This is a genomic window from Kocuria sp. MNB10, assembly GCF_054073685.1.
The window spans coordinates 584,508-606,799 of the sequence record NZ_CM133411.1; the positions used below are offsets into that span (position 1 = coordinate 584,508).

Annotated in this window: 17 protein-coding genes and 1 riboswitch; of the genes, 10 read left to right on the forward strand and 7 right to left on the reverse strand. The window is 69.3% G+C overall.

Features of this window, described 5'->3' with window-relative positions:
* Positions 1–110: 110 nt before the first annotated feature.
* On the forward strand, positions 111–671 hold the full coding sequence (locus ACW9PK_RS02615; protein ID WP_052160784.1) for a gamma carbonic anhydrase family protein: 561 nt from the start codon (positions 111–113) through the stop codon (positions 669–671).
* Positions 672–803: 132 nt separating this feature from the next.
* On the opposite strand, the gene purH is transcribed toward ACW9PK_RS02615, so the two are convergent.
* Entirely contained in the window at positions 804–2,414 is a 1,611-nt protein-coding gene (purH, locus tag ACW9PK_RS02620; RefSeq protein WP_239318984.1) for a bifunctional phosphoribosylaminoimidazolecarboxamide formyltransferase/IMP cyclohydrolase, read from the reverse strand.
* 57 nt (positions 2,415–2,471) lie between these two features.
* Positions 2,472–3,065, reverse strand: a complete 594-nt coding sequence (gene purN, locus ACW9PK_RS02625; RefSeq protein WP_085107030.1) for a phosphoribosylglycinamide formyltransferase — start codon at positions 3,063–3,065, stop codon at positions 2,472–2,474.
* Positions 3,066–3,161: 96 nt separating this feature from the next.
* On the opposite strand from purN, the gene ACW9PK_RS02630 reads away from it, so the two are divergent.
* Entirely contained in the window at positions 3,162–3,881 is a 720-nt protein-coding gene (locus tag ACW9PK_RS02630) for a DUF308 domain-containing protein (RefSeq protein WP_368835715.1), read from the forward strand.
* Between the two features lie 110 nt (positions 3,882–3,991).
* On the opposite strand, the gene ACW9PK_RS02635 is transcribed toward ACW9PK_RS02630, so the two are convergent.
* Entirely contained in the window at positions 3,992–5,788 is a 1,797-nt protein-coding gene (locus tag ACW9PK_RS02635) for a cell division protein PerM (protein WP_457016390.1), read from the reverse strand.
* A 118-nt stretch (positions 5,789–5,906) separates the two neighbouring features.
* Between ACW9PK_RS02635 and ACW9PK_RS02640 the strand changes: the two genes are divergently transcribed.
* Both ACW9PK_RS02640 and ACW9PK_RS02645 read left to right on the forward strand, forming a co-directional pair.
* The gene (locus tag ACW9PK_RS02640) at positions 5,907–7,070 is read left to right on the forward strand and encodes a glycosyltransferase family 4 protein (protein WP_457016391.1); all 1,164 of its coding nucleotides are present in this window, start codon (positions 5,907–5,909) and stop codon (positions 7,068–7,070) included.
* A 111-nt stretch (positions 7,071–7,181) separates the two neighbouring features.
* Positions 7,182–7,324, forward strand: a riboswitch (SAM riboswitch).
* Positions 7,325–7,344: 20 nt separating this feature from the next.
* Positions 7,345–7,641 carry a hypothetical protein gene (locus ACW9PK_RS02645; protein WP_457016392.1) on the forward strand — a complete coding sequence of 99 codons (297 nt, stop codon included), beginning with the start codon at positions 7,345–7,347 and terminating at the stop codon, positions 7,639–7,641.
* A gap of 114 nt (positions 7,642–7,755) precedes the next feature.
* On the opposite strand, the gene ACW9PK_RS02650 is transcribed toward ACW9PK_RS02645, so the two are convergent.
* Both ACW9PK_RS02650 and ACW9PK_RS02655 read right to left on the reverse strand, forming a co-directional pair.
* Positions 7,756–8,406 carry a BCCT family transporter gene (locus ACW9PK_RS02650; protein WP_457016393.1) on the reverse strand — a complete coding sequence of 217 codons (651 nt, stop codon included), beginning with the start codon at positions 8,404–8,406 and terminating at the stop codon, positions 7,756–7,758.
* Positions 8,407–8,699: 293 nt separating this feature from the next.
* Positions 8,700–11,780: a hypothetical protein gene (locus ACW9PK_RS02655; protein ID WP_367402952.1), complete on the reverse strand. Its 3,081-nt coding sequence runs from the start codon at positions 11,778–11,780 to the stop codon at positions 8,700–8,702.
* A 224-nt stretch (positions 11,781–12,004) separates the two neighbouring features.
* Between ACW9PK_RS02655 and ACW9PK_RS02660 the strand changes: the two genes are divergently transcribed.
* The 5 genes from ACW9PK_RS02660 (at position 12,005) to purU (ending at position 18,922) form a co-directional block, all read left to right on the forward strand.
* Complete coding sequence (locus ACW9PK_RS02660) at positions 12,005–14,998, forward strand: DEAD/DEAH box helicase (protein WP_457016394.1); 2,994 nt, start codon at positions 12,005–12,007, stop codon at positions 14,996–14,998.
* A gap of 252 nt (positions 14,999–15,250) precedes the next feature.
* Positions 15,251–15,859 carry a hypothetical protein gene (locus tag ACW9PK_RS02665; RefSeq protein ID WP_457016395.1) on the forward strand — a complete coding sequence of 203 codons (609 nt, stop codon included), beginning with the start codon at positions 15,251–15,253 and terminating at the stop codon, positions 15,857–15,859.
* Positions 15,841–15,987: a benzoate/H(+) symporter BenE family transporter gene (locus ACW9PK_RS02670; RefSeq protein ID WP_240505687.1), complete on the forward strand. Its 147-nt coding sequence runs from the start codon at positions 15,841–15,843 to the stop codon at positions 15,985–15,987. Before ACW9PK_RS02665 ends, ACW9PK_RS02670 begins: the two co-directional genes overlap by 19 nt.
* A 214-nt stretch (positions 15,988–16,201) precedes the next feature.
* On the forward strand, positions 16,202–17,362 hold the full coding sequence (locus ACW9PK_RS02675) for a VIT1/CCC1 transporter family protein (RefSeq protein WP_457016396.1): 1,161 nt from the start codon (positions 16,202–16,204) through the stop codon (positions 17,360–17,362).
* 687 nt (positions 17,363–18,049) lie between these two features.
* Positions 18,050–18,922, forward strand: coding sequence for a formyltetrahydrofolate deformylase (purU, locus tag ACW9PK_RS02680; RefSeq protein ID WP_193519794.1), 873 nt, complete (start codon positions 18,050–18,052; stop codon positions 18,920–18,922).
* A gap of 204 nt (positions 18,923–19,126) precedes the next feature.
* On the opposite strand, the gene sucD is transcribed toward purU, so the two are convergent.
* Together sucD and sucC are read right to left on the reverse strand one after the other, a co-directional pair.
* Positions 19,127–20,044 carry a succinate--CoA ligase subunit alpha gene (gene sucD / locus ACW9PK_RS02685; protein WP_064847200.1) on the reverse strand — a complete coding sequence of 306 codons (918 nt, stop codon included), beginning with the start codon at positions 20,042–20,044 and terminating at the stop codon, positions 19,127–19,129.
* Positions 20,045–20,076: 32 nt separating this feature from the next.
* A complete protein-coding gene (gene sucC / locus ACW9PK_RS02690) occupies positions 20,077–21,246 on the reverse strand; it encodes an ADP-forming succinate--CoA ligase subunit beta (protein WP_085107038.1) in 1,170 nt (389 codons plus the stop codon).
* 221 nt (positions 21,247–21,467) lie between these two features.
* Between sucC and ACW9PK_RS02695 the strand changes: the two genes are divergently transcribed.
* Complete coding sequence (locus ACW9PK_RS02695; protein WP_144998671.1) at positions 21,468–22,268, forward strand: hypothetical protein; 801 nt, start codon at positions 21,468–21,470, stop codon at positions 22,266–22,268.
* Positions 22,269–22,292 lie beyond the last annotated feature (24 nt).

Below are 22,292 nucleotides of genomic sequence, written 5' to 3' on the forward strand. Positions count from 1 at the left end.
GCGCGCCTGCTCATCGCGCGCACACCGCGCCGAGCCCCGGCCACGCGCCGGGCGCGTGGCGGCTACCGGCGGCGTCGTGACGAGCGCGAGCGCGCACTATGCTATGGCTCATGACACAGTTCTCCGAGCCCGCGGGCGCCGACGCCGCCCGCGAACCCCTGATCCTGCCCTACGGTCAGCACCGGCCCTCCGTGGCCCGCTCCGCTTTCGTGGCACCCAACGCCACGATCGTGGGTGACGTGGTGGTGGGTGCCGGGGCGGGCATCTTCTACGGCGCCGTGGTGCGCGGTGACCGCTCCCCCCTGCGGATCGGGACGAACTCCAACCTGCAGGACAACGTCACGGTGCACTCGGACCCGGACCACCCCACGACCATCGGCGAGCGCGTGAGCGTGGGCCACAACGCGGTCATCCACGGGTGCGTCCTGGAGGACGACGTCCTCGTGGGGATGAACGCCACCGTGCTCAACGGCGCCGTGGTGGGCCGCGGGAGCCTGATCGCCGCCGGGACCGTGGTACTCGAGGGCGAACGCATCCCGCCCGGTTCCCTCGTGGCCGGGGTCCCGGGCAAGGTCCGGCGGGAGCTGTCCGTGGACGAGCAGCATGCCGTGAGTCGCAACGCCCAGAACTACATCGAGCTCTCCCGGGAACACCGCGCCATGTTCTCCTGAGCCCGCCTGGACAACCGCAACACACGACGACGCGCGGCCCCGGAAGCCCGGGACCGCGCGTCGTCGTACGCCGGGTGAAAACGCGGTAGCCCGGCGGGAGCGGCTCAGTGAGTGTCGCCCAGTGGATGCCGCTCAGTGAAAGAAGTGCCGCGCCCCCGTGAGGTACATGGTCACGCCCGCGGCCTGGGCCGCCTCGATGACCTCCTCGTCACGGATGGAACCGCCCGGCTGCACCACGGCGCGCACGCCCGCGTCCAGGAGCACCTGCAACCCGTCCGCGAACGGGAAGAACGCGTCCGACGCCGCGACCGCACCGCGGGCACGTTCGGCGTGATCCTCGGCGAGCGTGTTTGCCCGTTCCACGGACAGGCGGCACGAGTCCACGCGGTTGACCTGGCCCATGCCGATGCCCACCGAGGCGCCGTTGTTCGCGAGCAGGATCGCGTTAGACTTCACGGCTCGCAGGGAACGCCACGCGAACTCGAGGTCCGCCAGGGTCTTCTCGTCCGCGGCGTCACCCGAGACCAGGGTCCAGTCGGCAGGGTCGTCGCCCTCGGCGTCGAGGCGGTCGGCCTGCTGGAACAGTGCGCCGCCGGAGACCCCGCGGTACTCCAGGGGATCGCGGCCGAAGCCCTCGGGCAGCGCGAGCAGGCGGATGTTCTTCTTGGCCCCGAGGATCTCGAGCGCCTCCGGCTCGAACTCGGGGGCCACGACCACCTCGGTGAAGATGGGCTTGAGGTTGCGGGCCATGTCCGCCGTGACCGTGCGGTTGGCCGCCACGACACCGCCGTACGCGGAGAGCGGGTCGCACGCGTGGGCCTTGAGGTGGGCGTCCGCAATGGGGTCCTGCGCGCCGGGGGTGGCCACGGCCACGCCGCACGGGTTGTTGTGCTTGACCACGGCCACGGCGGGCTCGTCGTAGTCGAATGCGGCGCGGACGGCGGCGTCCGCATCCACGTAGTTGTTGTAGGACATCGCCTTGCCGTGCAACTGCTCGGCCTGCGCGATCCCGGGCGCCGCGGCGTCGTTCGTGTAGAGCGCGGCCTTCTGGTGCGGGTTCTCGCCGTAGCGCAGGGACTCCGCGCGCTGCAGCGCGAGACCCGCGTACGGGGGCCAGAAGTTCGCCTCGGGGTCGTGGTCGAACTGCTGGGCGGTCCACGTGGCCACGGCGGTGTCGTAGGCCGCGGTGTGGGCGAACGCCGCCGCCGCGAGCTTCTGCCGGGCCGCGAGGTCGTAACCGCCCTCCTGGGCCGCGCGCACCACGTCCGGGTAACCGGCGGGATCCACGACCACGGAGACCGCGGCGTGGTTCTTGGCGGCCGCGCGCACCATGGACGGACCACCGATGTCGATCTGCTCCACCACGGCATCCTGCTCCGCACCCGAGCGCACGGTGTCCTGGAACGGGTAGAGGTTCACGATCACCAGGTCGAACGGCTCGATCTCGAGCTCGGTGAGCTGATCCATGTGTTCCTGCTTGCGCCGGTCCGCGAGGATTCCCGAGTGCACGCGCGGGTGCAGGGTCTTGACCCGCCCGTCCAGGCACTCCTGGAACCCGGTGACCTCGGAGACCTCGGTCACGGGGACCCCCGCGCCGCGGATGGTCCCGGCGGTGGAACCGGTCGAGACGATGCTCACGCCGGCGTCGTGGAGCCCTCGCGCGAGCTCCTCCAGACCGGTCTTGTCGTACACGGAGATCAGTGCGCGCTTGAGCGGCACACGGTTCAGGTCGGCAGTGTTCACGAGCTCTCCAGTGGGGACGAGGGTACGGACGGTAGGCGGGCCGGAGCCCGGTTCAGTCTACGACCGGGGCAGATCGGGGTCGGTGCTCGTGACGTCCCAGCTCAGTTTCGCCAGCGCGTTGACGAGCAGGGTGCGCTCGGCGGATTTGATCCGCTCGTGCAGCACGGCCTCGGTATCGTCCTCGGCCACGGGGACCGCGACCTGGGCCAGGATGGGTCCGGCGTCCACGTCCGCGACAACCTCGTGCACCGTGGCGCCCGTGACCTTCACGCCGTAGGCCAGGGCGTCCCGCACGGCATGGGCACCGGGGAAAGACGGCAACAAGGACGGGTGCGTGTTGATGATCCGGCGCGGGAACACGGACACGAACTCCGCGTCCACGATCCGCATGAACCCGGCGAACACCACGCGGTCGGGGTGGTAGGACGCCACGCGTCGTTGCAGCGCACGGTTCCACTGCTCCCGGTCCGGGTACTCGGACAGCGGCACCACGAAGGTGTCGATGCCCGCGGCGCGCGCCCGGTCCAGACCGGCGCACTCCAGGTCCGCACCCACGGCGGCGATATCCACCTCCACGTCCCCCTGGTGCAGGGCGTCGATCATCGCCTGCAAATTCGTACCGGAGCCCGAGACCAGAACCACTAAACGCATGGGCCCACTCTATCCAGCGAGGCTGCCTCGATGGCGCCGCGGCGGTGCCGCACCCGCGGCGCTGCTCGGTTCGTCGGCTCGCCTACAGTGGTGGGTATGCACGATTCCCGCCACCGGAGCACGCCGCCCCACGCCACGCACTCGATGGGTTCGACCTCCGGCGGCACCCCTTCCGGGGGTTCCCACTCAGGGGGACCGCACTCCGACGGCCCGCAGCAGGGAGGCCCGCACGCCGGCGACCCGCGCGGTGAGAAGCCCTCACCTCGCGGCCCCCAGTCCGGGGACCCCTCCGACGGCGACGGCGCTCGGCTCCGGTTCGCCGCGGTGGCCGCGGCCCTCGCGGTGCTCGCCTCCGCACTCGTGGTGGGTGACGTGTGGTCCACCGTGGCGGGGCTCGCGCTCGCCATCGCCGGGATCGTGCTGGGCATCATCGCGCTCGCTCGTTCCCGCGGTTCGTCCTCACGGGTCCTGATCACGGTGCTCGCGGTGTTGGCCATCGTGTGGGGTGTGATCAATGCGCTGGGCGGTGGCACCCGATTGCTCGTGTGGCCGGCCACCCAGGTCTACCAGGAATGCACCGATCGGGCCCTCACGCTGTCCTCGACCAGCCGGTGCGAGCAACAGCTCAACGACAACATGTGGAAGCATTTCTCGGGTGCGCCCCTCGAGACGGGTGCGCCGCAGGACGATCCGACGGCCACCGCCACGCCTGAGGCCTCCCTTGTCACGCCCACGCCGAGCGCCTCGAACCCTGCCCCTTCGGGGAGTGCTACACCGGGAGCGACCTCGCCGACCTCCGCCGGTCCCGGGTCCTGAGACGCCCGTTCCCAGCGAGTCCATTGCTATCGAGAGCGGTTCGTCATCGGCCCAGTCCCATGTCCTGGGACGCCCGAGCCCGTCGGCGCCAGGAGCGGTTCATCGTCGTCTCAGTCCCGCTCGTCGTCGAGGGCGGCCAGCCGCGCGGCCTTGCGCTTCTCGGACCTGCGCTGCGCACGACGACGCTTGGCCTCCTCACGGCGGGACAGTCCCGGTTCGTCTGCCGATCGTCCCACGGCCGTGGACCCGCCGCGGGGCTGGGACTCCCGCTCGGGCTCGGCGGCAGCGCGCGACGCGCGGCCCCGGAACAGACCCCGGACATCCCGAGCCGTGACCTCGCCGTCCGGGACGGCCGCCCCGGATCCAGGACGGCCACCGGGTGCCGTGCGAGCATCCTGCCCGGCGCCGGGGCCGGAAGCCGACCGGGAACTGTGCACGGCGCCAGCGGCGGGCAGGGCGTCGTGGTGGGCCACAGCGGCGTCGTCCTCCGGGGCCGGGGAATCCGACTCGGGGAGCTCGTCCGCCTCGGCGCGGGAGCGGGAACGGTAGCCCTCGCGTTCGAGCCAGGGCCCGGCCAGGCACCCCACGGTGGCGCCCACCGCGAGTTCGGCACCGAGCCACAGGAACACGTGCCACGCGTGCGGGCCGATGTCCGTGAGCCTGCCGATGCCCAGCGAACCGCTGGAGAGCCACGCGAGCGCGGTCACGAGGCCCGCCCCCACCACGGCCATGAACACCGCCGTGAGCACGGTGGAGAGCACGAACGTGATCCAGCGCAGGGGCAGGCGGATGGCCATCCAGTCGTCCAGGTGGTTCTCACCCTCGCGGCAGAACCACCACCCCGCGAGCAGACCCGCGAGCACGGGCAACCCCAGGACCGCAGGGGCGTACAGCCACGGGTCACCGGTGGGCAGCGCGGCGAGCGCCGGGAACTGCGGCAGCGGTCCCAGCGTGCTCTGGAACGGCGACACCAGGGTCCCGGTGCCCAGCGAGAAGCCGGCACCGGTGGCCCACGTGAGCGCCCACACGACCATGTTGGGCAGGTACCCGAACTGCAGTGCCGTCAGGGCGGTGTCCCCCGCAGCGCCGGTACCGAGGTCCTGGTAGACCGTGATCACGCGGTCCCAGTTCCACGCGAGCGCCACCACGAACAACAGGGCACCGGCCGCCACAGCGGTGACCGCGGCGAGGAAACCGGCGCGGATCACGGCCCACACGTAGGAACCGGCCCAGCGTGAGTGCTGGCTCGTGCGCTGCAACCAGGACGCGACGTCGGCCCCGAGCACCGCGGCGAGCGAGCGCGAAGCGCTCCACCCGCCCACGAGGGTGCCCAACCCGGCCGGGACCAGGGGCAACAGGGCGGCCGCCACGAGGTCCACCGAGACTTGTTCGGTGCGGCTGAGCCACCCCACGAGGGCCCCGAAGAGCGCGTACGCGAGCATCCCGGCGAAGAACGGGATCAGGAACTGACCGCGCCAGCACGCCCGGGCGATCCGGCGGCCCGCGATCACCGCGAGGCCGAACGGGATCAGCGTGAGCCCTAGAGGCACGAGCGTGACCGTCCCGCCACCGTCCAGCGACAGGCCCTGGATGGCTTGGATCGTGAGAGGCACGCAGTGCGCGAGCAACCAGACCTGACCGGCGAGCTGCAGGCTCCCGCCCGCGCCCATGGTCGCGAAGCCCCCCGCAGCCCATACCGCACCCAGGAGCACGGTGCCCAGCAACAGGCCCACCACGGCCACCGCGAGCAGCTCGATCACGCCCTGCAGCGCGAGCGGCATGGGCAGTCCCGGGGAGTCGTCCGGTTCGGGGCGGGGCACGTCGGCGGCGCGCACGGGGGACGAACCGTGCGACGTGAAGCGGTCGCGTACGCCCGAGACCACGCCGGGCAGTGAGGGAAGTTTCATCACCGGACATCTTTTCACGTTCACCCGCGCACCACGGGCAGCGAAGTTAGCCCGGACTTCACCTGCGGGCCACCCCCGGGTGACTCCCCCGTGAGGCGCCGGGCCCACAGTGGGAACCGTGAGAATCGCATTGGTGGCCGAACAGTTCCTCCCCCACGTCAACGGTGTCACTCATTCGGTGATCCGCGTCCTGGAACACCTGCGGGATCACGGGCACGAGGCCATGGTGATCGCCCCCTCCTACGAGAAGACCCTGTTCCTGGGCTCGGTGGACCACGTGGACGGCGTGCGGATCGAGCGCATCCCGTCCCTGCCGCTCGCGGGCTATCCCGAGGTCCGCGTGGCGAGCTGCACCGTGAGTCGCATGCAGCGCATCCTGGCCCGCTTCGCCCCGGACGTGGTGCACGTGGCGTCCCCGTTCGTGCTGGGCTGGCAGGCCATCCAGGCCGCCAAGGGTCTGGGCCTGCCGTGCGTGGCCGTGTACCAGACGGACGTTCCCGGTTACGCCGCCCGGTACGGGGCGTCCGTGCTGGAGACCGCCATGTGGTCCCACGTGCGTGCGATGCACAACAGTGCGGCCCTCACTCTCGCTCCCTCCACGGCGTCGATCAGCCAGCTCCACGAGCACGGCGTCCAGCGGGTGCACATGTGGCGCCGCGGCGTGGACACGAGCCGGTTCCGTCCCGCGCTGCGCGATCACGCGTGGCGCGAGCGCGTGGGCGGCGGCAAGCGACTCGTGGGATACGTGGGGCGGTTGGCCCCCGAGAAGCAGGTCGCGGACCTCGCCGCGATCGACGCCCTGCCGGACACCCGGCTCGTGATCATCGGTTCCGGCCCCGGGAAGGAGTCGCTGCGCTCGGTATTGCCCAACGCGCACTTCGAGGGCTTCCTCACGGGCACCGAACTCGCCACGGCCATGGCGTCGCTGGACGTGTTCGTGCACCCCGGTGAGCACGAGACGTTCTGCCAGACCATCCAGGAAGCCATGGCCTCCGGGGTCCCAGTGGTGGCCGTGGGCCGCGGCGGCCCCCTGGACCTCGTGGACTCCTCGCGTAACGGGTGGCTCTACGCCCCGGGTGACCCGGCCGGGTTGCGCGAGCGCGTCCGGGACCTCGCGGGCGACGACGCCAAACGCCTCGCCTTCGCGCGCACCGCCCACCAGTGCGTGCAGGAGCGCACGTGGGGTGCCGTGTGCGAGCAGTTGCTGGGCCACTACGAGCGCGCTCGCACGGTCACCTCCCGGATGCGCGGCACGCGCCGCAGCGGCCTGCACACCCCATGAGAACCGCCGCCGGGTGCCAGATGTTACTCAACAGAAGCTTGATTAAGTTTTGATGACATTCTCGGTCCGCGCCTGGCTGGTCCCCCGAATCCACGGATAGGCTCGAAGCAGCTTCACGAGATGCGCCCGCGCAACGACAAGGACGTCACCGCGCGCCCAGAGCTCCAACTCGGCGTACGCCAACCCTCGGTTCAGGGGTGGATTGGATGACGAAGCGGCCGGGGCCACACGTGTGGTTCCGGCAAGCGACCGGAAAAATCAGAGGCCCGACATCATGAACACGACAACGCAGAAATCCCACCCCGACCGTCAGACCCTTCCCGAGACCCGCGAGCAGTGGGTGGACGTCACCGTCCAGGCGGACCCCGCCCGGCACGTGGTGTCGATCACCGGATCGGACGGTCGTCAGCACGAATACTTCGCGGACGACGCCCGCGAGGTCGCGCTGGCCGCACAGCACACACGGGGGCGCGGCCAGTGGTGCGCCAAGTACAGCCGACTCCTGGTCCCCGGGGCCTCCCGGGTGACCGGCGGGGTGTCCTTCTACAAGCTGGAGCCGATGCCCGCGTAGTCCACGCGCACACGGTCACCGCGACCGCGAACTCCACGAACGGTGTGGCCCGGGTCCGAACGGATCCGGGCCACACGCGTGTGTCGAGCGCTTCTCTGCGCTCCCGCCCGGTTCTCAGTGGGCGGTCGTATCCCGATCCTGGGCGATCAGCTCGGCGGCGCGTTCACCGATCATGAAGACCGTGATGTTCGGGTTCACCGTCACGAGCTCGGGCATTATCGAGGCGTCTGCCACGCGCAATCCGCTCACGCCCTTGACGATCGCATCCAGCAGGAACGCCGTGCGCCCGGTGATGAGCACGTACAGCATGAGCCCGATCGCAAGGATGATGCTCAGCTCGGAAAGCCGCCGGATGCCCTTGTCCACCCCAAAGATGGTCCCCAGCAGCGCCGCGGTGTCCACGGCGTCGCCGGCGGCACCGTGGATCCGGCACCCGATCAGGGGGTAGAGAGCGGAGCGGATGCTCAGCGGCATGCCGAAGCGGTAGGCGAAGTAACCGAACGCCATGCCCATCAGGGCGTACATGGCCCACCCCGTGAACAGGTTGAACTGGGGTTTCGCCTGGTCCGGGCCCATCTTGATCGTGCCGTGCCTGCAGTCCGCGACCAGGATCACGAACACGATCACGAGAGCGGCCGTGAGGATGTAGAACCACCCCAGCCGGGAGGCGACCCACGCGACCACGCCGCCGATCACGGCGTCGGCGTGCTCGGGTGCCTCCGTAGCCCAGGCGGACGGCGAGACAAGCAGGGTTGCCGCGGCCACGAAGACCCGCCAGTTGACGGGCAACCGGGGTGGCGCAGAGCGAGGGGCCCGGACGGGGCGGGCGGATCCGCGACGGGCGACGAGCCCGGGCATGGGTGACGGGTGGACGAGGAATCGTGGGTGGTCACGTCGGGGATGCGGATCGGACGTCGGACGACCCGGGGTTGAGGCGCCTTACTACCAGCCGTTAGTCATGGCACGCCACCTCACTGTAGGGGAGGGCCGCGCAGCAGCCGAATGCAGCCGCGCGGCCCCACGAGCACACCCCCCCCCGTTCGCCCGGGGCGGCACTGTCAGCCCAGCAGCTTGGCCACGAGGGCGCTCGCGAACTCCTCGGAGACGTCCCCGTAGTTCAGGGAGAAGTCCTCGTCCACGAGCGTGGGCAGCAGCCCCGAGCACAGCACCGTGGCGCGCGCGTACAGCCCCGGCAGGGCGGCACCGATGGGCACGGAGAGCAACCGCAGCTCGGGATCGTAGCTGACCAACGCCGTGCCGGTGTCCCGCGCCGCGAGGTGCTTGCCGAGCCCCGAGGACACGGGACGGGCGTGACCCGAGACCACGTCCTCCGCGGTGCGGTAGGCGTAGCGCGTCTTGTGGTGGTGGTTGATCCGGTACAGCCCCGCCTGGTTGCGGTCGTCCGTGGCCTCCCACGTGGCGTCCGCGGGCACGAAGCGTTCCGCGACCCCGTTGTACTGCATCTCCTTCAGGGGCAGCCCGGCGACGACCGAGGACAACGGGGGCAGGGTGTCGAGCATGACGGGCCCGGCGTCGTAGACCACGTCGCACAGCCCCTCGGGCAGCAGCTTGCTCAGCGCGTCGAGGTCCACATCCTGGAGCATGGTGGTCGCATGGTCCTCCGGGGACAGCACCACGACCTCACCACCCTGGGCCCCGACCGCCTGCGTCACGGCGTCCTCTTGGTCGGTCTTCCACCCGCCCGTGAGCAGGATGGAGCCGTCCACGAGCTGGGTCAAAGCCGGGGAGCACACCTGCCAGCGGCGCACCGTCCAGTTCTCGTCCCGGATCACCTCCAGGAAACCGAGGGCCTGCAGGTGACCCACGAACCATTCCTCGAAGCGCTCGGAGTCCTCGAGCTGGCGCGCCACGATGGACAGGCTCGACCGCTTGCCGCCACCCAAGAACGTGAGGATGTCCTTGAACGGCGCCCAGGACCCCGGGTACTCGCCCTCGTCCGGGCCGATGAACTGCAGTGCCTCGACCGAACCCGTCTGGCCCACCGCCGAAAGCTTGGTGAGCCGGCCGGGGTAGCGCTTGGTAAGCCCGCAGAACTTGCAGCGCCCGAACACCCACGGCGCCTTGGCCTTGGGATCCATTGGGGGCAGGATCACTTTGTGCTTGCCCGTGACCATGCAGGACACGTCCGGGGCCTCGGGCAGCTCGTTGCTGCGCTCGGGGAACATCTGCCCCTCGGCGGACTCCCACCCGGCGACCTCGGGCACGGGGACCTCGTCAACGGTGGCTTCGTGGGGGTCCATGTTGTCGAACGACCCCTGGACGTACTCATCCGGGATCTCGTCCCGCGTCACCGCGGTGACGGGCCACAACGGTTCCTCCGCGACGTGGACCATCTCACCGTCGTAGCCCAGGGAGCGTTGAGTGATGTAGTAGGAACTGTCCCGCACGCGGAACTCGAGGCGCTGCTTCACGGTGCGCCCGGAACGCAGCACCAGCGTGTAGTCGTTGGGCTTGAGGTGACCGTCCTCGCGGGCCAGTTCCGTACCGCCCAGGCTCACCTGGAACGGTGGCACCCGGGGTGCGGTGAGCTTGGTGCTCATGAGCTTGAACGAGTGCGGGTTGCGCCACTCGCACTCCACGGACAGGGGGTCGTCGCTGTCGGACGTGACGGTCAACTGCGGGGGCCGCAGGGCCGAGAACCGGTCCACGTCCCCGGGGATCCGCAGCCCGCCGGACAGGGTGATTGCGGGGACCAGGCGGGGTACCAGGGCCGAGAAGTTGTCGTTGACGGTCAGCGCGGGGTCACCGGCACGCAGCACCTGGACGTCGTCGAACAGCACCCAGCCCTCGCAGACCCCGTTCTCCCCCGGGCCCACCACGCGGTAGTCGGGAGAGGCCGAGTCGTCCAGGATCGCACGGATCTGATCCACCCATTCAGGTTGATCGCGCACCATGATCCGGCACGGCCACGCCGCGGGGACGTGGTCCACGGAGATGAACGTGTCCGAGTACGCGTCCTTGGCGAAGACCACCACGGGCCGCGGATTACGCGTGAGGGTGAGCTCCCCCGCGGTGATCTGCAGCTGCCCGGACAGCAGCGTGTCACTCGTCATGCGGGCGTTGTACGCGGAGATCCCCAGGAACGCGTCCCCGATGTAGGACAGGAACATGGTGCGCGGGCCGACCGTGGTCGCGAGATCCACCTCGCGACCGGGCACCAGCCGCTTGGGCACCACGAAACCGAGTTCGTAGATGGGGTTGCCCACGTAGTCCGTGCCGTCCGTGAGGGACAACCCGGGGCTGCGCGAGCCCAGGTGCCGCGTGCCGCGGGCGGCGGCCGCAGCGTCGTCGTCCGGGGCGGACTCCCACGCGTCCAACTGGGCGAGCGCGACCTGCAACGCGGGATCGCGCGTGAGGGGGTTGGTCCAGATGCTGCGCAGGCTCTTGGACACATCGGTGTCCGCGATGTCGAGCCAGAAGTCGATGTAGATCCCAAGCTCCGCCGCGCTCATCCCCTGCGCCGTGGTCAGCTCGAGGTCCTCGAACATCTGGTGCAGATGCCGCAGCTCGGACGGGCCGAACAGGGTCTGGGACAGCGCGAGGCCCACGGGACGGTGGTTCACGGCGTACGCGGACGGCAACCCGAGTTGGCCGTCGAAGGCCTCGAGCCAATAGCGCAGCGCGTCCCAGTAGGTCTCGGAGTCCTTGCGCACCGAGGTCTCGAGCGCCTTGACGTTGTCCTGGCCCGCTTGCAGCAACACCGCGAGCGGCAGGTAGAACGTGGACACGGATTTCTTGCCCGTGCGCGCCGCGAGCGCGGACATGTGCCGCCCGGCCAGGGCGAACAGGGCCAACAGCGCCACGATGGGCGGCGGGCCGATCCTGGTGAGGTCCTCGAGCTGGCGCCGGGACGTCCGGTACCACGCCTCGGTGAGCTTGTTGAACGCGTCGAACACGGACCGGCGGGAGCCGTCCGTCACGAGCAGCGGCGTCACGGAGTCGGCGAGCGCACGCAGCGTGGCCGGGCCGTCCAGGCCGAATTCCGAGCCGATCTGTTCGAGCATCTTCTCGTCCAGGTCCAGGTGGACCAGTTCCCCGGCCCTCCTGGGGCCGAAGAATGCCCGCGCCACGGCGTCGTTCCAGCGCAGGTACTCGACTTCCCGGGGTCCGGATGCCATTGCGTGGTCCCCCGTGTGGAAACCGGCAGCGTCAGCCACAAATCCTCCGTCTGCGCCGTGCGGCGCGCTCGAAACACGACAATCCCTGTCGATTATAAGTTCCCGCCCGTCGGCGGTTCACTGCCCGATCCCACCGCGCCCCCGGTTTGCACGACGACGACGCTGCCCCGGCCCTCGCCCGCCGGCGCCCGGCCGTGTCCGCACCGGGCGGTACGGTAGGGGCCATGGATGGTGCTGCGCAGTTCACGGACGCCCGCGGTCCGGGTGCCGCCCCGGACTGGCGCAGCGAACTCTCCCGGATCGTGCCCGGCACGAGTCCCGACAGGGTCGTGGCGGACCCGGAATCCGGACCCACCGTGGCCCTCGAACTGGACCTGGCCCGGGTGCAGAACCGCACCCCGAAAGCGTGGCAGGAATCACCCCGGGAGACCCCGCTGAGTCTCACGGCCCGTCCGGTGCTGCGCGGACAGCGCCACGGGTGGGTGCACACCGGCATCGACTGGGGCAACCTGGCCTCCCACGCCCGCTCCGGGCACCTGAGCGCGGAGCAACTGGACTGGTTCGAGGAGCTGCGAGCGCTCTCCGAGTCGCACCGCGGCAGTTACGCTGCGGACCGGCACCAGCTGCACATGGAGCGCTACACCTCTCCCCTGTTGTGGCCCATCCTGGGGCGCGCCCGGGGGCTCGGGATCCCGCTCGTCTCCAAGGGCACGGGAGCACCCGTGATCGTGGATCGCGACGGCCGGTTCGAGGTGCGCGTGGATCCCGGCGAGCACGGCGAGCTCGCCCTGCACCCCCAGCTCATCGTGGGCGAGAACGAGATCCCCCTGCGCTGGACCCGGATCATCGGCCAGCCAGGTCACGGCCTGTTCTACCCGGACGCGCCCCCCGCGGCCCTGGACACCGCGGAGGACCTCAACCAGTTCCCGTTGCACCTGGTTGCCCTGGGCACCCGCCTCAATCAGCAGCAGCGCTCGTTCCTGGACCGCGCCGAATCCCTCACGGTCCCGCAGGACGGTGTGGAGGAGTTCTTCGACACCTACTTCCCCCGGTTGCACCAGAGCATGCACGTGATCGCGGGCGAGGACTCCCTGGTGCTGCCCCAGGTCGCGGATCCGCAGTTCGTGCTCACCATCCACCATGACGACCTCACCGAGCGCGTGAAGTGGGAGTGGGAGTACCAGAAGGGTCGCGAACGGATCCGGCTGCCCTTCCGCCCCCTGGACCCTCTCGGGGACGAACCCGTGGCCCGCGAGTCCCGGTGGGAGTCCTCCATGGTCCAGGCCGTGCACCGCCGGATCCCCGAGTTGGACTTCAAACGCAGTTCGTACGCGGCGCAGGACGCCCTGACCCTGTTGCGGGTGTGGTTGCCGCTGCTGCGCAAGATCCCCGACCTGCGCATCGTGGAGACCGGCGGGAGTCCCGCCTACCGCGAGGTCACCGAACCCACCGAGATCACGGTGTCCACCGCGCCCACCGAACACCACGACTGGTTCGGCCTGGGTGTCACCATCAGGGTCGGTGAGCACTACCTCCCGTTCTCCCAGATCTTTCAAGCGCTCGACCGCGGTCAGGACGTGATGCTGCTGCCGGACGGTTCCTACTTCTCCCTGGACCGCCCGGAGTTCACGCGGCTGCGCACGCTCATCGCCGAGGCCCGCACCCTGCAGGAGGACAAGGACGCGCCGCTCGCGTTGAACCGCTACCAGGCGAGCTTGTGGGAGCAGTTTGAGGACCTCGCCACGGACACCCGCCAGGCCGAGCAGTGGCGCGAGGGCGTGCGCGCACTGACCCACCTGCACGAGATCCCCTCTCCCCCGGTCCCCGAGGCCCTACAGGCCAACCTGCGCCCCTACCAGTACGAGGGCTTCCGGTGGCTGAGCTTCCTGTGGGACCACGGACTGGGCGGGATCCTCGCGGACGACATGGGCCTGGGCAAGACTGTGCAAGCCATTGCCGCGATCCTGCGCGCCACGGACCGGGATCCGCAGCTGCCACCCCACCTGGTGATCGCACCCACCTCCGTGGTGGCCAACTGGTCCGCCGAGCTGCGCCGCTTCGCGCCCTCCTTGGACATCACCGTGCTCACCCACACCAAGGACTCCGTGGCCGACGCCGCCGCGCATTCCCATGTGGTGCTCACGTCCTATGCCCTGCTGCGTCTGGACGCGGAGGCCTACCGTTCGGTCGAGTGGACCGGGGTGATCATGGACGAGGCCCAGTTCGTCAAGAACCCCCGGACCAAGGCCTACCGCGCCGTGAAGAACCTGCGGGCACGCACGTGTCTCGCGATCACCGGCACCCCCATGGAGAACAGTCTTTCCGAACTGTGGTCGTTGCTCTCGCTCACCGCCCCCGGGCTGTTCCCGTCCAAGAAACGTTTCACCGAGCACTACCAGCGTCCCATCGAACGCGCCATGGACTCGGACGCCCTGGCCCGGCTGCGGGCCCGGATGCGCCCGTTCATGCTGCGCCGCACCAAGGCGGACGTGGACCTGCAGCTGCCACCCAAGCTCGAGCACGTCCTGCCCGTGGGCTTGAACCCCGAACACCGCAGTGCGTACGACCGCCGGCTGCAGCGTGAGCGCGCCAAGATCCTGGGCCTGCTGCGCAACTTCGACAAGAACCGGTTCACCATCTTCCAGTCGCTGACCACCCTGCGGATGTTGGCGCTGGACCCCGTCCTGGTGGACCCGGAGTCCAAGGCGCCATCCTCAAAACTGGACGTCCTCTTCGACCAGCTGCCCCAGCTCGTCCAGGAAGGCCACCGCCCGCTCGTGTTCAGCCAGTTCACGAGTTTCCTCAAGATCGTGGCCCAGCGCCTCGACGACGCCGGGATCGCCTACAGCTACCTCGACGGCAGCACGCGGGACCGCGCGGGGGCGCTCGAGAAGTTCCGCAGCGGCCGCGCTCCCGTGTTCCTGGTGAGCCTCAAGGCCGGCGGTTTCGGCATCAACCTCACCGAGGCCGACTACTGCTACCTCCTGGACCCGTGGTGGAATCCCGCGGCGGAGAACCAGGCCGTGGACCGCACCCACCGGATCGGGCAGACCAAGAAGGTCATGGTCTACCGCATGGTCGCGCAGGGCACGATCGAGGAGAAGGTCATGGACCTCAAGGCCCGCAAGGCGGACCTGTTCGGGGCCGTGCTCGACGATGAACGGTTCTTCTCCGCCACGCTCGACGCCGAGGACATCCGCGCGCTGGTTGGTGTCTGAGCGAACCCCGGGGTCCGTTGAGTGCCCTGCACGGTCCCGATCACGCCGACGGTCGAGCTCGGGCGCACGCGGGAACACCGCGCGGGGTCTTTTCCGTGGAAGTCACACTCCCCCCGACCTGTCGACCCGGCACGGTCAGCGGGTTAGCGTGAGCACAGATCACGCCGGCCCCGGCGCACCCGCACCGCGTGCGCGGACCCCTGACCCGATCCGTGGGTGTTGCGTGATCACGGTGTTGGGAGGCACTCGAGCATGTCACACAGCAGGACGCCGCACGGCCACGGTCCGAGTACCGAGGTGGCACTGCGGCGCGCCGGGATCGGTGTTGTGCTGGCCCGGGTTGCCTCCGCCGTCCCCGATCCGCCGGTCTGTCCATGGTCCCGTCTGGAGTCCGTCCTCACCGGGGCCATCGCCGGGATGCTCTGGAACGACTTCCTCATGGTCGAGTACGACCCACCGGAGGGCACCCCGGACGTTCCCGCCGCGTGGGTGCGCACGGGACCCCGCGGGGTGCAGTGCGCCCTGCAGCGCGTTGCGGGCCGTTCCGCGGCCGCCACCCACGGACCCGCCGAGTTCACCGGGCCGTGGTGTCCCGCGGAGCGGCTGAGGTCGTGGGGGTGGGACGACCCCACCGCCCCCGGACGGCCGTGGACGTGCGGACCGTGCCTGCCGCGGGCGGCCGCGCGCAGCGTTCTCGCTGGCATGCGCAGTCACCGGGCGTGCGGGGACCCGTACGAGTTCCACTGGGGCGTGGGGTCGCTCCCCGCCCCGGAGATCACCGCGAGCCGCCTGCTCGCGCTACCCTCGGCAACTACGAGTTCTCCGACGCCGAGGGTGCCCGCGTGGTCGCCGCCCTCGTGAGTCTCGTGCCGGGCGCGACCGGGCTGTTCGGCAAACTCCTGGCCGCCGTACCCCAACCCATCACCGCGGGGTTGCTCGCGGGGGTCCTGTTGCCGTTCGCGATGCGGGTGGCTCCGGCCGTCGCCTAGCGTCCCGGCACGCTGAGCGGCCCACGGGCTGGATGGTTCCGCGGGCTGACTGGCTCCGCGGTCGATGGCGCGCAGAGCGTATTGCGGCGCAGACAGCGTTCGGCGCGGGTTCAGGTGCGAGCCAGGCGCGAGGCGGGATCCACGGCCGACGGCGCGCGGGGTGCTTCGGAGCCCCGAAACCACCGCCGGTGACCCGCGCGTAAAATACGGGTACATGCCCGAGCACCACAGCGCTTCCTCCACCGTTCCCGAGTCACCGGAACCCACTGTCGCCCAGATCCGCAGGTGGCGTCACTACCTCGCGGACGAACTCGCCGAGGCCGCCACGTACGAACACCTGGCCCGCCACAGCTCGGGCCGCCATGCCGAGATCTTACAGAGCGTGGCCGAGGCGGAGGGCCGCCACGCCGAACACTGGCGTCGTCTGCTCGGACCCCACGCCGATCGTCCGGCGAGACCCGCCCTGCAAGCGCAACTGCTCATGTTCTTGGCCAAGCACGTGGGATCCGTCTTCGTCCTGGCGCTGCTGCAGCGCGCCGAGTCCCGCTCCCCGTACCGCGAGGACCCGGATGCCACGGCCGCCATGGCGGCGGACGAGGCCGTCCACGAGGAGATCATCCGCGCACTCGCAACCGATGGCCGCACGCGGTTGTCCGGCAACTTCCGGGCCGCCGTGTTCGGCGCCAACGACGGCCTGGTGTCCAACCTGGCCCTGGTGATGGGCGTGGGCGCCACGGGCACGTCCAGCTCCCTGGTGCTGTTCTCGGGCATCGCCGGACTGCTCGCGGGTGCCCTGTCCATGGGAACGGGCGAATACGTCTCCGTGCGATCCCAGCGGGAACTGCTGGACGCCTCCCAACCCACCCAGGTGACCCTGCGCGTGGCGCCGGCGTTGGACCTGAACGCCAACGAGCTCACACTGATCTACCGGGCCCGGGGCATGAGCGAGAAGGCTGCAGAGCACCGGGCGGCCGAGCGACTCGGACACTTCGACTGCGACTGCGATCCATCGCTGTCGTTCCAAGACGAGAAGGCGCGTCGTGTGCTCAACACGGAACCCGGCGAGGAGCTTCCCGCCACGGACGACAACCAGGCCCTGGGCACCGATCTGGGGGCGGCGGCATCGAGCTTCTGCTTCTTCGCGTCCGGGGCGATCATCCCGATCCTGCCCTACCTCTTCGGCCTGGGCGGCGGAGTGGCCATGGCCGTGGGAATGGCGCTCGTGGGCATCGCGTTGTTGATCACGGGCGGTTTCGTGGGCCTGCTCTCCGGCGCCTCCCCGTTCAGGCGGGGACTGCGGCAGCTCGGGATCGGGTACGGGGCCTCGATCGCCACCTACCTTCTGGGGCTCGCATTCAACACGACGGTCTCGTGAGTACCGAACGGCGACTGTTCTCCGTAGGCAGAAGTGTGATTTGTACGACATAAAAGTGGTGCGTGCCCACAATCAGGAGGCATTTCTTGTCCCCTCTATCGCCCACAAGTGCAGTAAGTATTGTTGAGATATTCGCTCATTAGCATTTGTTAACCTTCGCTCACTAGGCGAAAAACCCTGTTATTGCAGGTCAGAGCGGCTTTAAGGGGTCAATTTCCGGCTAATTTACACGCATAAATCGGTGGGCCGATTCGCGCGAACCACACTCCATGAAACTTCACCGGCTCCGAGTCATCTGAGAAATTCCGATATTCTGGGGGCGTGGTTCTACGAACCACCGCAACGGGAGACTTCGCACAGGGAAATCGCCACACATGCACTGGGGGGTGCTCTGTGGTTGATGCTGTGCGTCGGTAGCCGCTCAGCCCACGGCTTGATCCCGTTGAGGCGTTATCGCCTGCCGGTGGCTGCGGGTTCTCTCGCAGAGGCGCACCTCTCCCCGCGCCGGACGGGCTCCTACCGTCCGCTCCCGCGGCCACCGGTCGTTAACGCCCCTTCCGAGATCCGGACCATCCCGCGCGCTGTGTAGCCCGGGGCGATAAGATCGTCTGCGGTCCCCGGACGGATGACATCCCGTGCTCCGGGGCCGCTCCGTTCCCCGTTCCGCGATCCCAGGAGTATCCCCTCATGTCGGCCCAGCAGCCCACGTCCGATGAACACGTCCTGACCGTCCACTGCCCCGAGGCCTACGGTCTCGTGAGCGCCGTGGCGTCGAACCTCACGGAGCAGGGTTGCGACATCTTCGACGTCAAGCATTTCTCGGACCGGCACAACGACGAATTCTTCATCCGCTGCCACACCATGAACGAACCGGGCACCGTGACCACTGAGTCCCTGATCGAGGGGTTCCGCCCGGTGGCCGAGAAGCACGACATGCGCTTCCGTCTGGTGGACGCCCGGCACAAAACCCGTGTGCTCGTCATGGTCTCCAAGATCTCGCACTGCCTCGTGAACCTGCTCCACCGAGCGCGCGTGGGCTCGCTGCCCATCGAGATCGTGGGTGTGGTGTCCAATCACACAGACCTGCAACCCCTCGTGGACTTCTACGGTGTGCCGTTCCACCACGTGCCCGTCACCCGGCACACCAAGCCGCAGGCCGAGGCGCAACTGCTCGAGATCGCCGCGTCCTACGACACCGAACTCGTGGTGCTGGCCCGCTACATGCAGATCCTCTCGGACGAGCTCACGCAACAGCTCGCGGGTCGGTGCATCAACATCCACCACTCGTTCCTGCCCTCCTTCAAGGGCGCCAAGCCGTACCACCAGGCCTACGAGCGCGGGGTCAAGATGGTCGGGGCCACCGCCCACTATGTCACCCCGGACCTGGACGAGGGTCCGATCATCGCGCAGCGCGTGATCCCGGTGGATCACGCGCACACCCCGGAGGACCTCGTGGCGGTGGGTTCCGAGGCGGAGACCCAGGCCCTGTCCCGCGCCGTGAAGTGGCACGCGGAGGGTCGCGTGGTGATCTCCGGCAATCGGACCATCGTCCTGGCCTGAGTCCCGGCCCGAGTCACGGTCCGCATCGCGCGCCCGCATCCCGTCCGGCCGGCGCTCGACTCGCACCACGACGAACCGCGCCGCTGTCCCTCACCGGCTGACACTCGCGTCCGAACGGCGCCACGACGAACGACGCCGCTCCTCCACCGAGGTGGGCGAGCGGCGTCGTCGTGGATGCACCGGCGGCGAAGCGCCGGGAGGGGCTTACTTGCCCTCGAAGATCTCCCGCATGAGCTGCGCGGTCTCCGACGGGGTCTTGCCCACCTTCACACCGGCGGCCTCGAGGGCCTCCTTCTTGGCTTGGGCCGTGCCCGAGGAACCAGAGACGATGGCGCCGGCGTGGCCCATGGTCTTGCCCTCGGGAGCGGTGAAGCCCGCGACGTAGCCCACCACGGGCTTGGTTACGTTCGCCTTGATGAACTCCGCGGCGCGCTCCTCGGCGTCGCCGCCGATCTCACCGATCATCACGATGGCCTCGGTCTCGGGGTCCGCCTCGAAGGCCTCGAGGGCGTCGATGTGCGTGGTGCCGATGACCGGGTCACCGCCGATGCCGATGGCCGTGGTGAAGCCCAGGTCCCGCAGTTCGTACATCATCTGGTAGGTCAGCGTGCCGGACTTGGAGACCAGGCCCAGCTTGCCCTTGCCCGTGATGTTCGCGGGGGTGATCCCCAGCAGCGACTCCTCGGGGGAGATGATGCCCGGGCAATTAGGGCCGATGATCCGGGTCTTTGGCTTGCCGTCCGCGCCGGTGTTCGCCTTGGCGTGCGCCCAGAACTCGGCGGAGTCCTGCACGGGGATACCCTCTGTGATGACCACCACGAGCGGGATCTCGGCGTCGATGGCCTCGATCACGGCGTCCTTACAGAAGGCCGGCGGTACGAACACGATCGACGCGTTCGCCCCGGTCTCCTGCACGGCCTCGCTCACGCTGCCGAACACGGGCAGTTCGACGGCGTTGCCGTCCTTGTCCTGGTGGTTCACCGTGGTGCCCGCCTTACGGGCGTTGACACCGCCGAGCACGTTCGTGCCGGCAGCGAGCATGCGCGCGGTGTGCTTGGTGCCCTCGCCGCCGGTGATGCCCTGAACGATGACCTTGGAGTCCTTGTTCAAAAAGATCGACATGTCTTCTTCCTGATAGCTGTTCGCGTGGGCGATTACTTGGCGGAGTGGGCCAGCTCGGCCGCCTTGTCGGCGCCGGAGTCCATGGTGTCCGCGGAGGTGACCAGCGGGTGGTTGGCCTCGCGCAGGATCTGGCGGCCCTCCTCCACGTTGTTGCCGTCCAGACGCACCACGATGGGCTTGGTGGCGGAGTCACCGAGGATGTCCAGCGCCTTCACGATGCCGTTGGCAACGGCGTCGCACGCGGTGATGCCACCGAAGACGTTGACGAACACGGACTCGACCTGCGGGTCATTGAGGATCACGTCCAGACCGGCGGCCATGACCTCGGCGGACGCGCCGCCTCCGATGTCCAGGAAGTTGGCGGGCTTCACGTTGCCGTGCTTCTCACCGGCGTAGGCCACGACGTCCAGGGTGGACATCACGAGACCGGCACCGTTGCCGATGATGCCCACCTCGCCGTCGAGTTTGACGTAGTTGAGGTCGTTCTCCTTGGCCTTCTCCTCGAGGGGGTCCGCGGAGGACTTGTCCGCGAGCGCCGCGTGGTCCTCGTGGCGGAACTCGGCGTTGTCGTCCAGGGAGACCTTGCCGTCCAGGGCGAGGATCTCGCCGTCGCCGGTCTTGACCAGCGGGTTGACCTCCACCAGGGTGGCGTCCTCCTTGGTGTAGACCTCACCGAGCTTGACGAGCACGGGGACGACCTTCTCGGCGGTCTCGGCGTCGAACTTGGCCTGCTCCACGATCTCGCGGGCCTTGGCCTCGGTGATGCCCTCCGCGGGGTTGACGTCCACGCGGGCCAGGGCGTCCGGGCGCTCCACGGCGAGCTGCTCGATCTCCATGCCCCCCTCGACCGAGCACATGGCCAGGTAGGAGCGGTTGGCGCGGTCCAACAGGACGGAGAAGTAGTATTCCTCGGCGATGTCCGCGCCCTGCGCGATCATCACGCGGTGCACGGTGTGGCCCTTGATGTCCATTCCCAGAATCTGCTGGGCGTACTCGTAGGCCTCGTCGGCGGACTTCGCGACCTTCACACCGCCGGCCTTGCCGCGGCCGCCCACCTTGACCTGTGCCTTGACGACGGTGACCCCGCCGATCTTCTCTGCTGCTGCCTTGGCTTCTTCTGGGGTAGTGGCGACGATGCCGGCCAGCACGGGAACGCCGTGCTTCTCGAACAGGTCGCGTGCCTGGTACTCAAACAGGTCCACGGATAAGTGTCCTTCTGCGTCGAGGTGTGTCGTTCCGCACCGGGAACCCCCGGTTGGAGCGACCTGATGTGGGGGGATGAAGCGCAGCACTGCGCTCACAGAGCCCTCACGAGCATTTTAGGCCATGGGCCCTTGATTCGCGTCACACCCGGCCCCCGCGGACACCGCGGGACCGGGCCCGGGATTCCCGCCCGCACGGCAGCGGCTGGTTGACTGGGGGCATGCGACGCATCGGACTGCCGGAGATCTGGGACGCCCGCGAGGCGGACCCGGGGTTCATGGCCTCGTTGGCCACCTTCTCGTTCGTGGCACTCGGGCTGGAGTTGGTGGTCAGCGGGACGATCCTGACCCTCACGGGTTCGGTATCCACCTTCTATCCCCTGGGCTGGCAGGTCGTGGAATGGGTGGGTCTCGGGGCACTGTGGGTGCTGCTCGCGCGCGCCCTGGTGGCCTGGTCCCGGCGCCGCGGGGTCGATCCGTTACCGAGCGAGGAAACGGGCGCGGGGCGCGACGACGCGGTCGACGGCCGGGACGACGCCGCCGCGGGCCGAGTCGGCGTCGACGGCGGGGTGGACCACCGCCGCTGGCGGGAGATCCTGTTGTGCTTCGTCCTGGCCGTGGTGCTCGCGATCGTGCTGCCCGCATTGATCGGGGCGCCGTGGGGTCTGGCCCCGCTGGACCGCTACCTGCAACTGTTCGACGTGTACGGGCCCCTCGGGTGGCTCGCGATGGTCGCGTGGGTCTGCTACCTGGTGGGCCGCAGTTTCCTGGTCGCGGGCCTGCTGGCGTACTCGCACCGTGCCATCCGGGAGGTCCTCACGTTCCGGGGGTCCCGGTGGGTCCCGTGGGGCGGTCTCGTGGCGGGCCTCACGATGGGGGCCGTGGCTTTCCTCGCCGGCGGCCAGGCGGCCGCCGTGACCACCCTGTTGAGCTGCGTGCTGCTGGGCGTGATCCACGTCCGCTCCGGCGAATCCCTGCGCGTGACCACGCTGTTCACCGTGCTCGTGTTGATCTTCGTCTGAGCGATCACCGCCTCTACTGTCTCC

Bases quoted from the DNA above. Each gene is read 5' to 3' on its own strand.
- ACW9PK_RS02615 (WP_052160784.1), top strand. From the start codon at position 111: ATGACACAGTTCTCCGAGCCCGCGGGCGCCGACGCCGCCCGCGAACCC.
- purN (WP_085107030.1), bottom strand. From the start codon at position 3,065: ATGCGTTTAGTGGTTCTGGTCTCGGGCTCCGGTACGAATTTGCAGGCG.
- ACW9PK_RS02630 (WP_368835715.1), top strand. From the start codon at position 3,162: ATGCACGATTCCCGCCACCGGAGCACGCCGCCCCACGCCACGCACTCG.
- ACW9PK_RS02635 (WP_457016390.1), bottom strand. From the start codon at position 5,788: ATGAAACTTCCCTCACTGCCCGGCGTGGTCTCGGGCGTACGCGACCGC.
- ACW9PK_RS02645 (WP_457016392.1), top strand. From the start codon at position 7,345: ATGAACACGACAACGCAGAAATCCCACCCCGACCGTCAGACCCTTCCC.
- ACW9PK_RS02655 (WP_367402952.1), bottom strand. From the start codon at position 11,780: ATGGCATCCGGACCCCGGGAAGTCGAGTACCTGCGCTGGAACGACGCC.
- ACW9PK_RS02660 (WP_457016394.1), top strand. From the start codon at position 12,005: ATGGATGGTGCTGCGCAGTTCACGGACGCCCGCGGTCCGGGTGCCGCC.
- ACW9PK_RS02665 (WP_457016395.1), top strand. From the start codon at position 15,251: ATGTCACACAGCAGGACGCCGCACGGCCACGGTCCGAGTACCGAGGTG.
- ACW9PK_RS02675 (WP_457016396.1), top strand. From the start codon at position 16,202: ATGCCCGAGCACCACAGCGCTTCCTCCACCGTTCCCGAGTCACCGGAA.
- purU (WP_193519794.1), top strand. From the start codon at position 18,050: ATGTCGGCCCAGCAGCCCACGTCCGATGAACACGTCCTGACCGTCCAC.
- sucD (WP_064847200.1), bottom strand. From the start codon at position 20,044: ATGTCGATCTTTTTGAACAAGGACTCCAAGGTCATCGTTCAGGGCATC.
- ACW9PK_RS02695 (WP_144998671.1), top strand. From the start codon at position 21,468: ATGCGACGCATCGGACTGCCGGAGATCTGGGACGCCCGCGAGGCGGAC.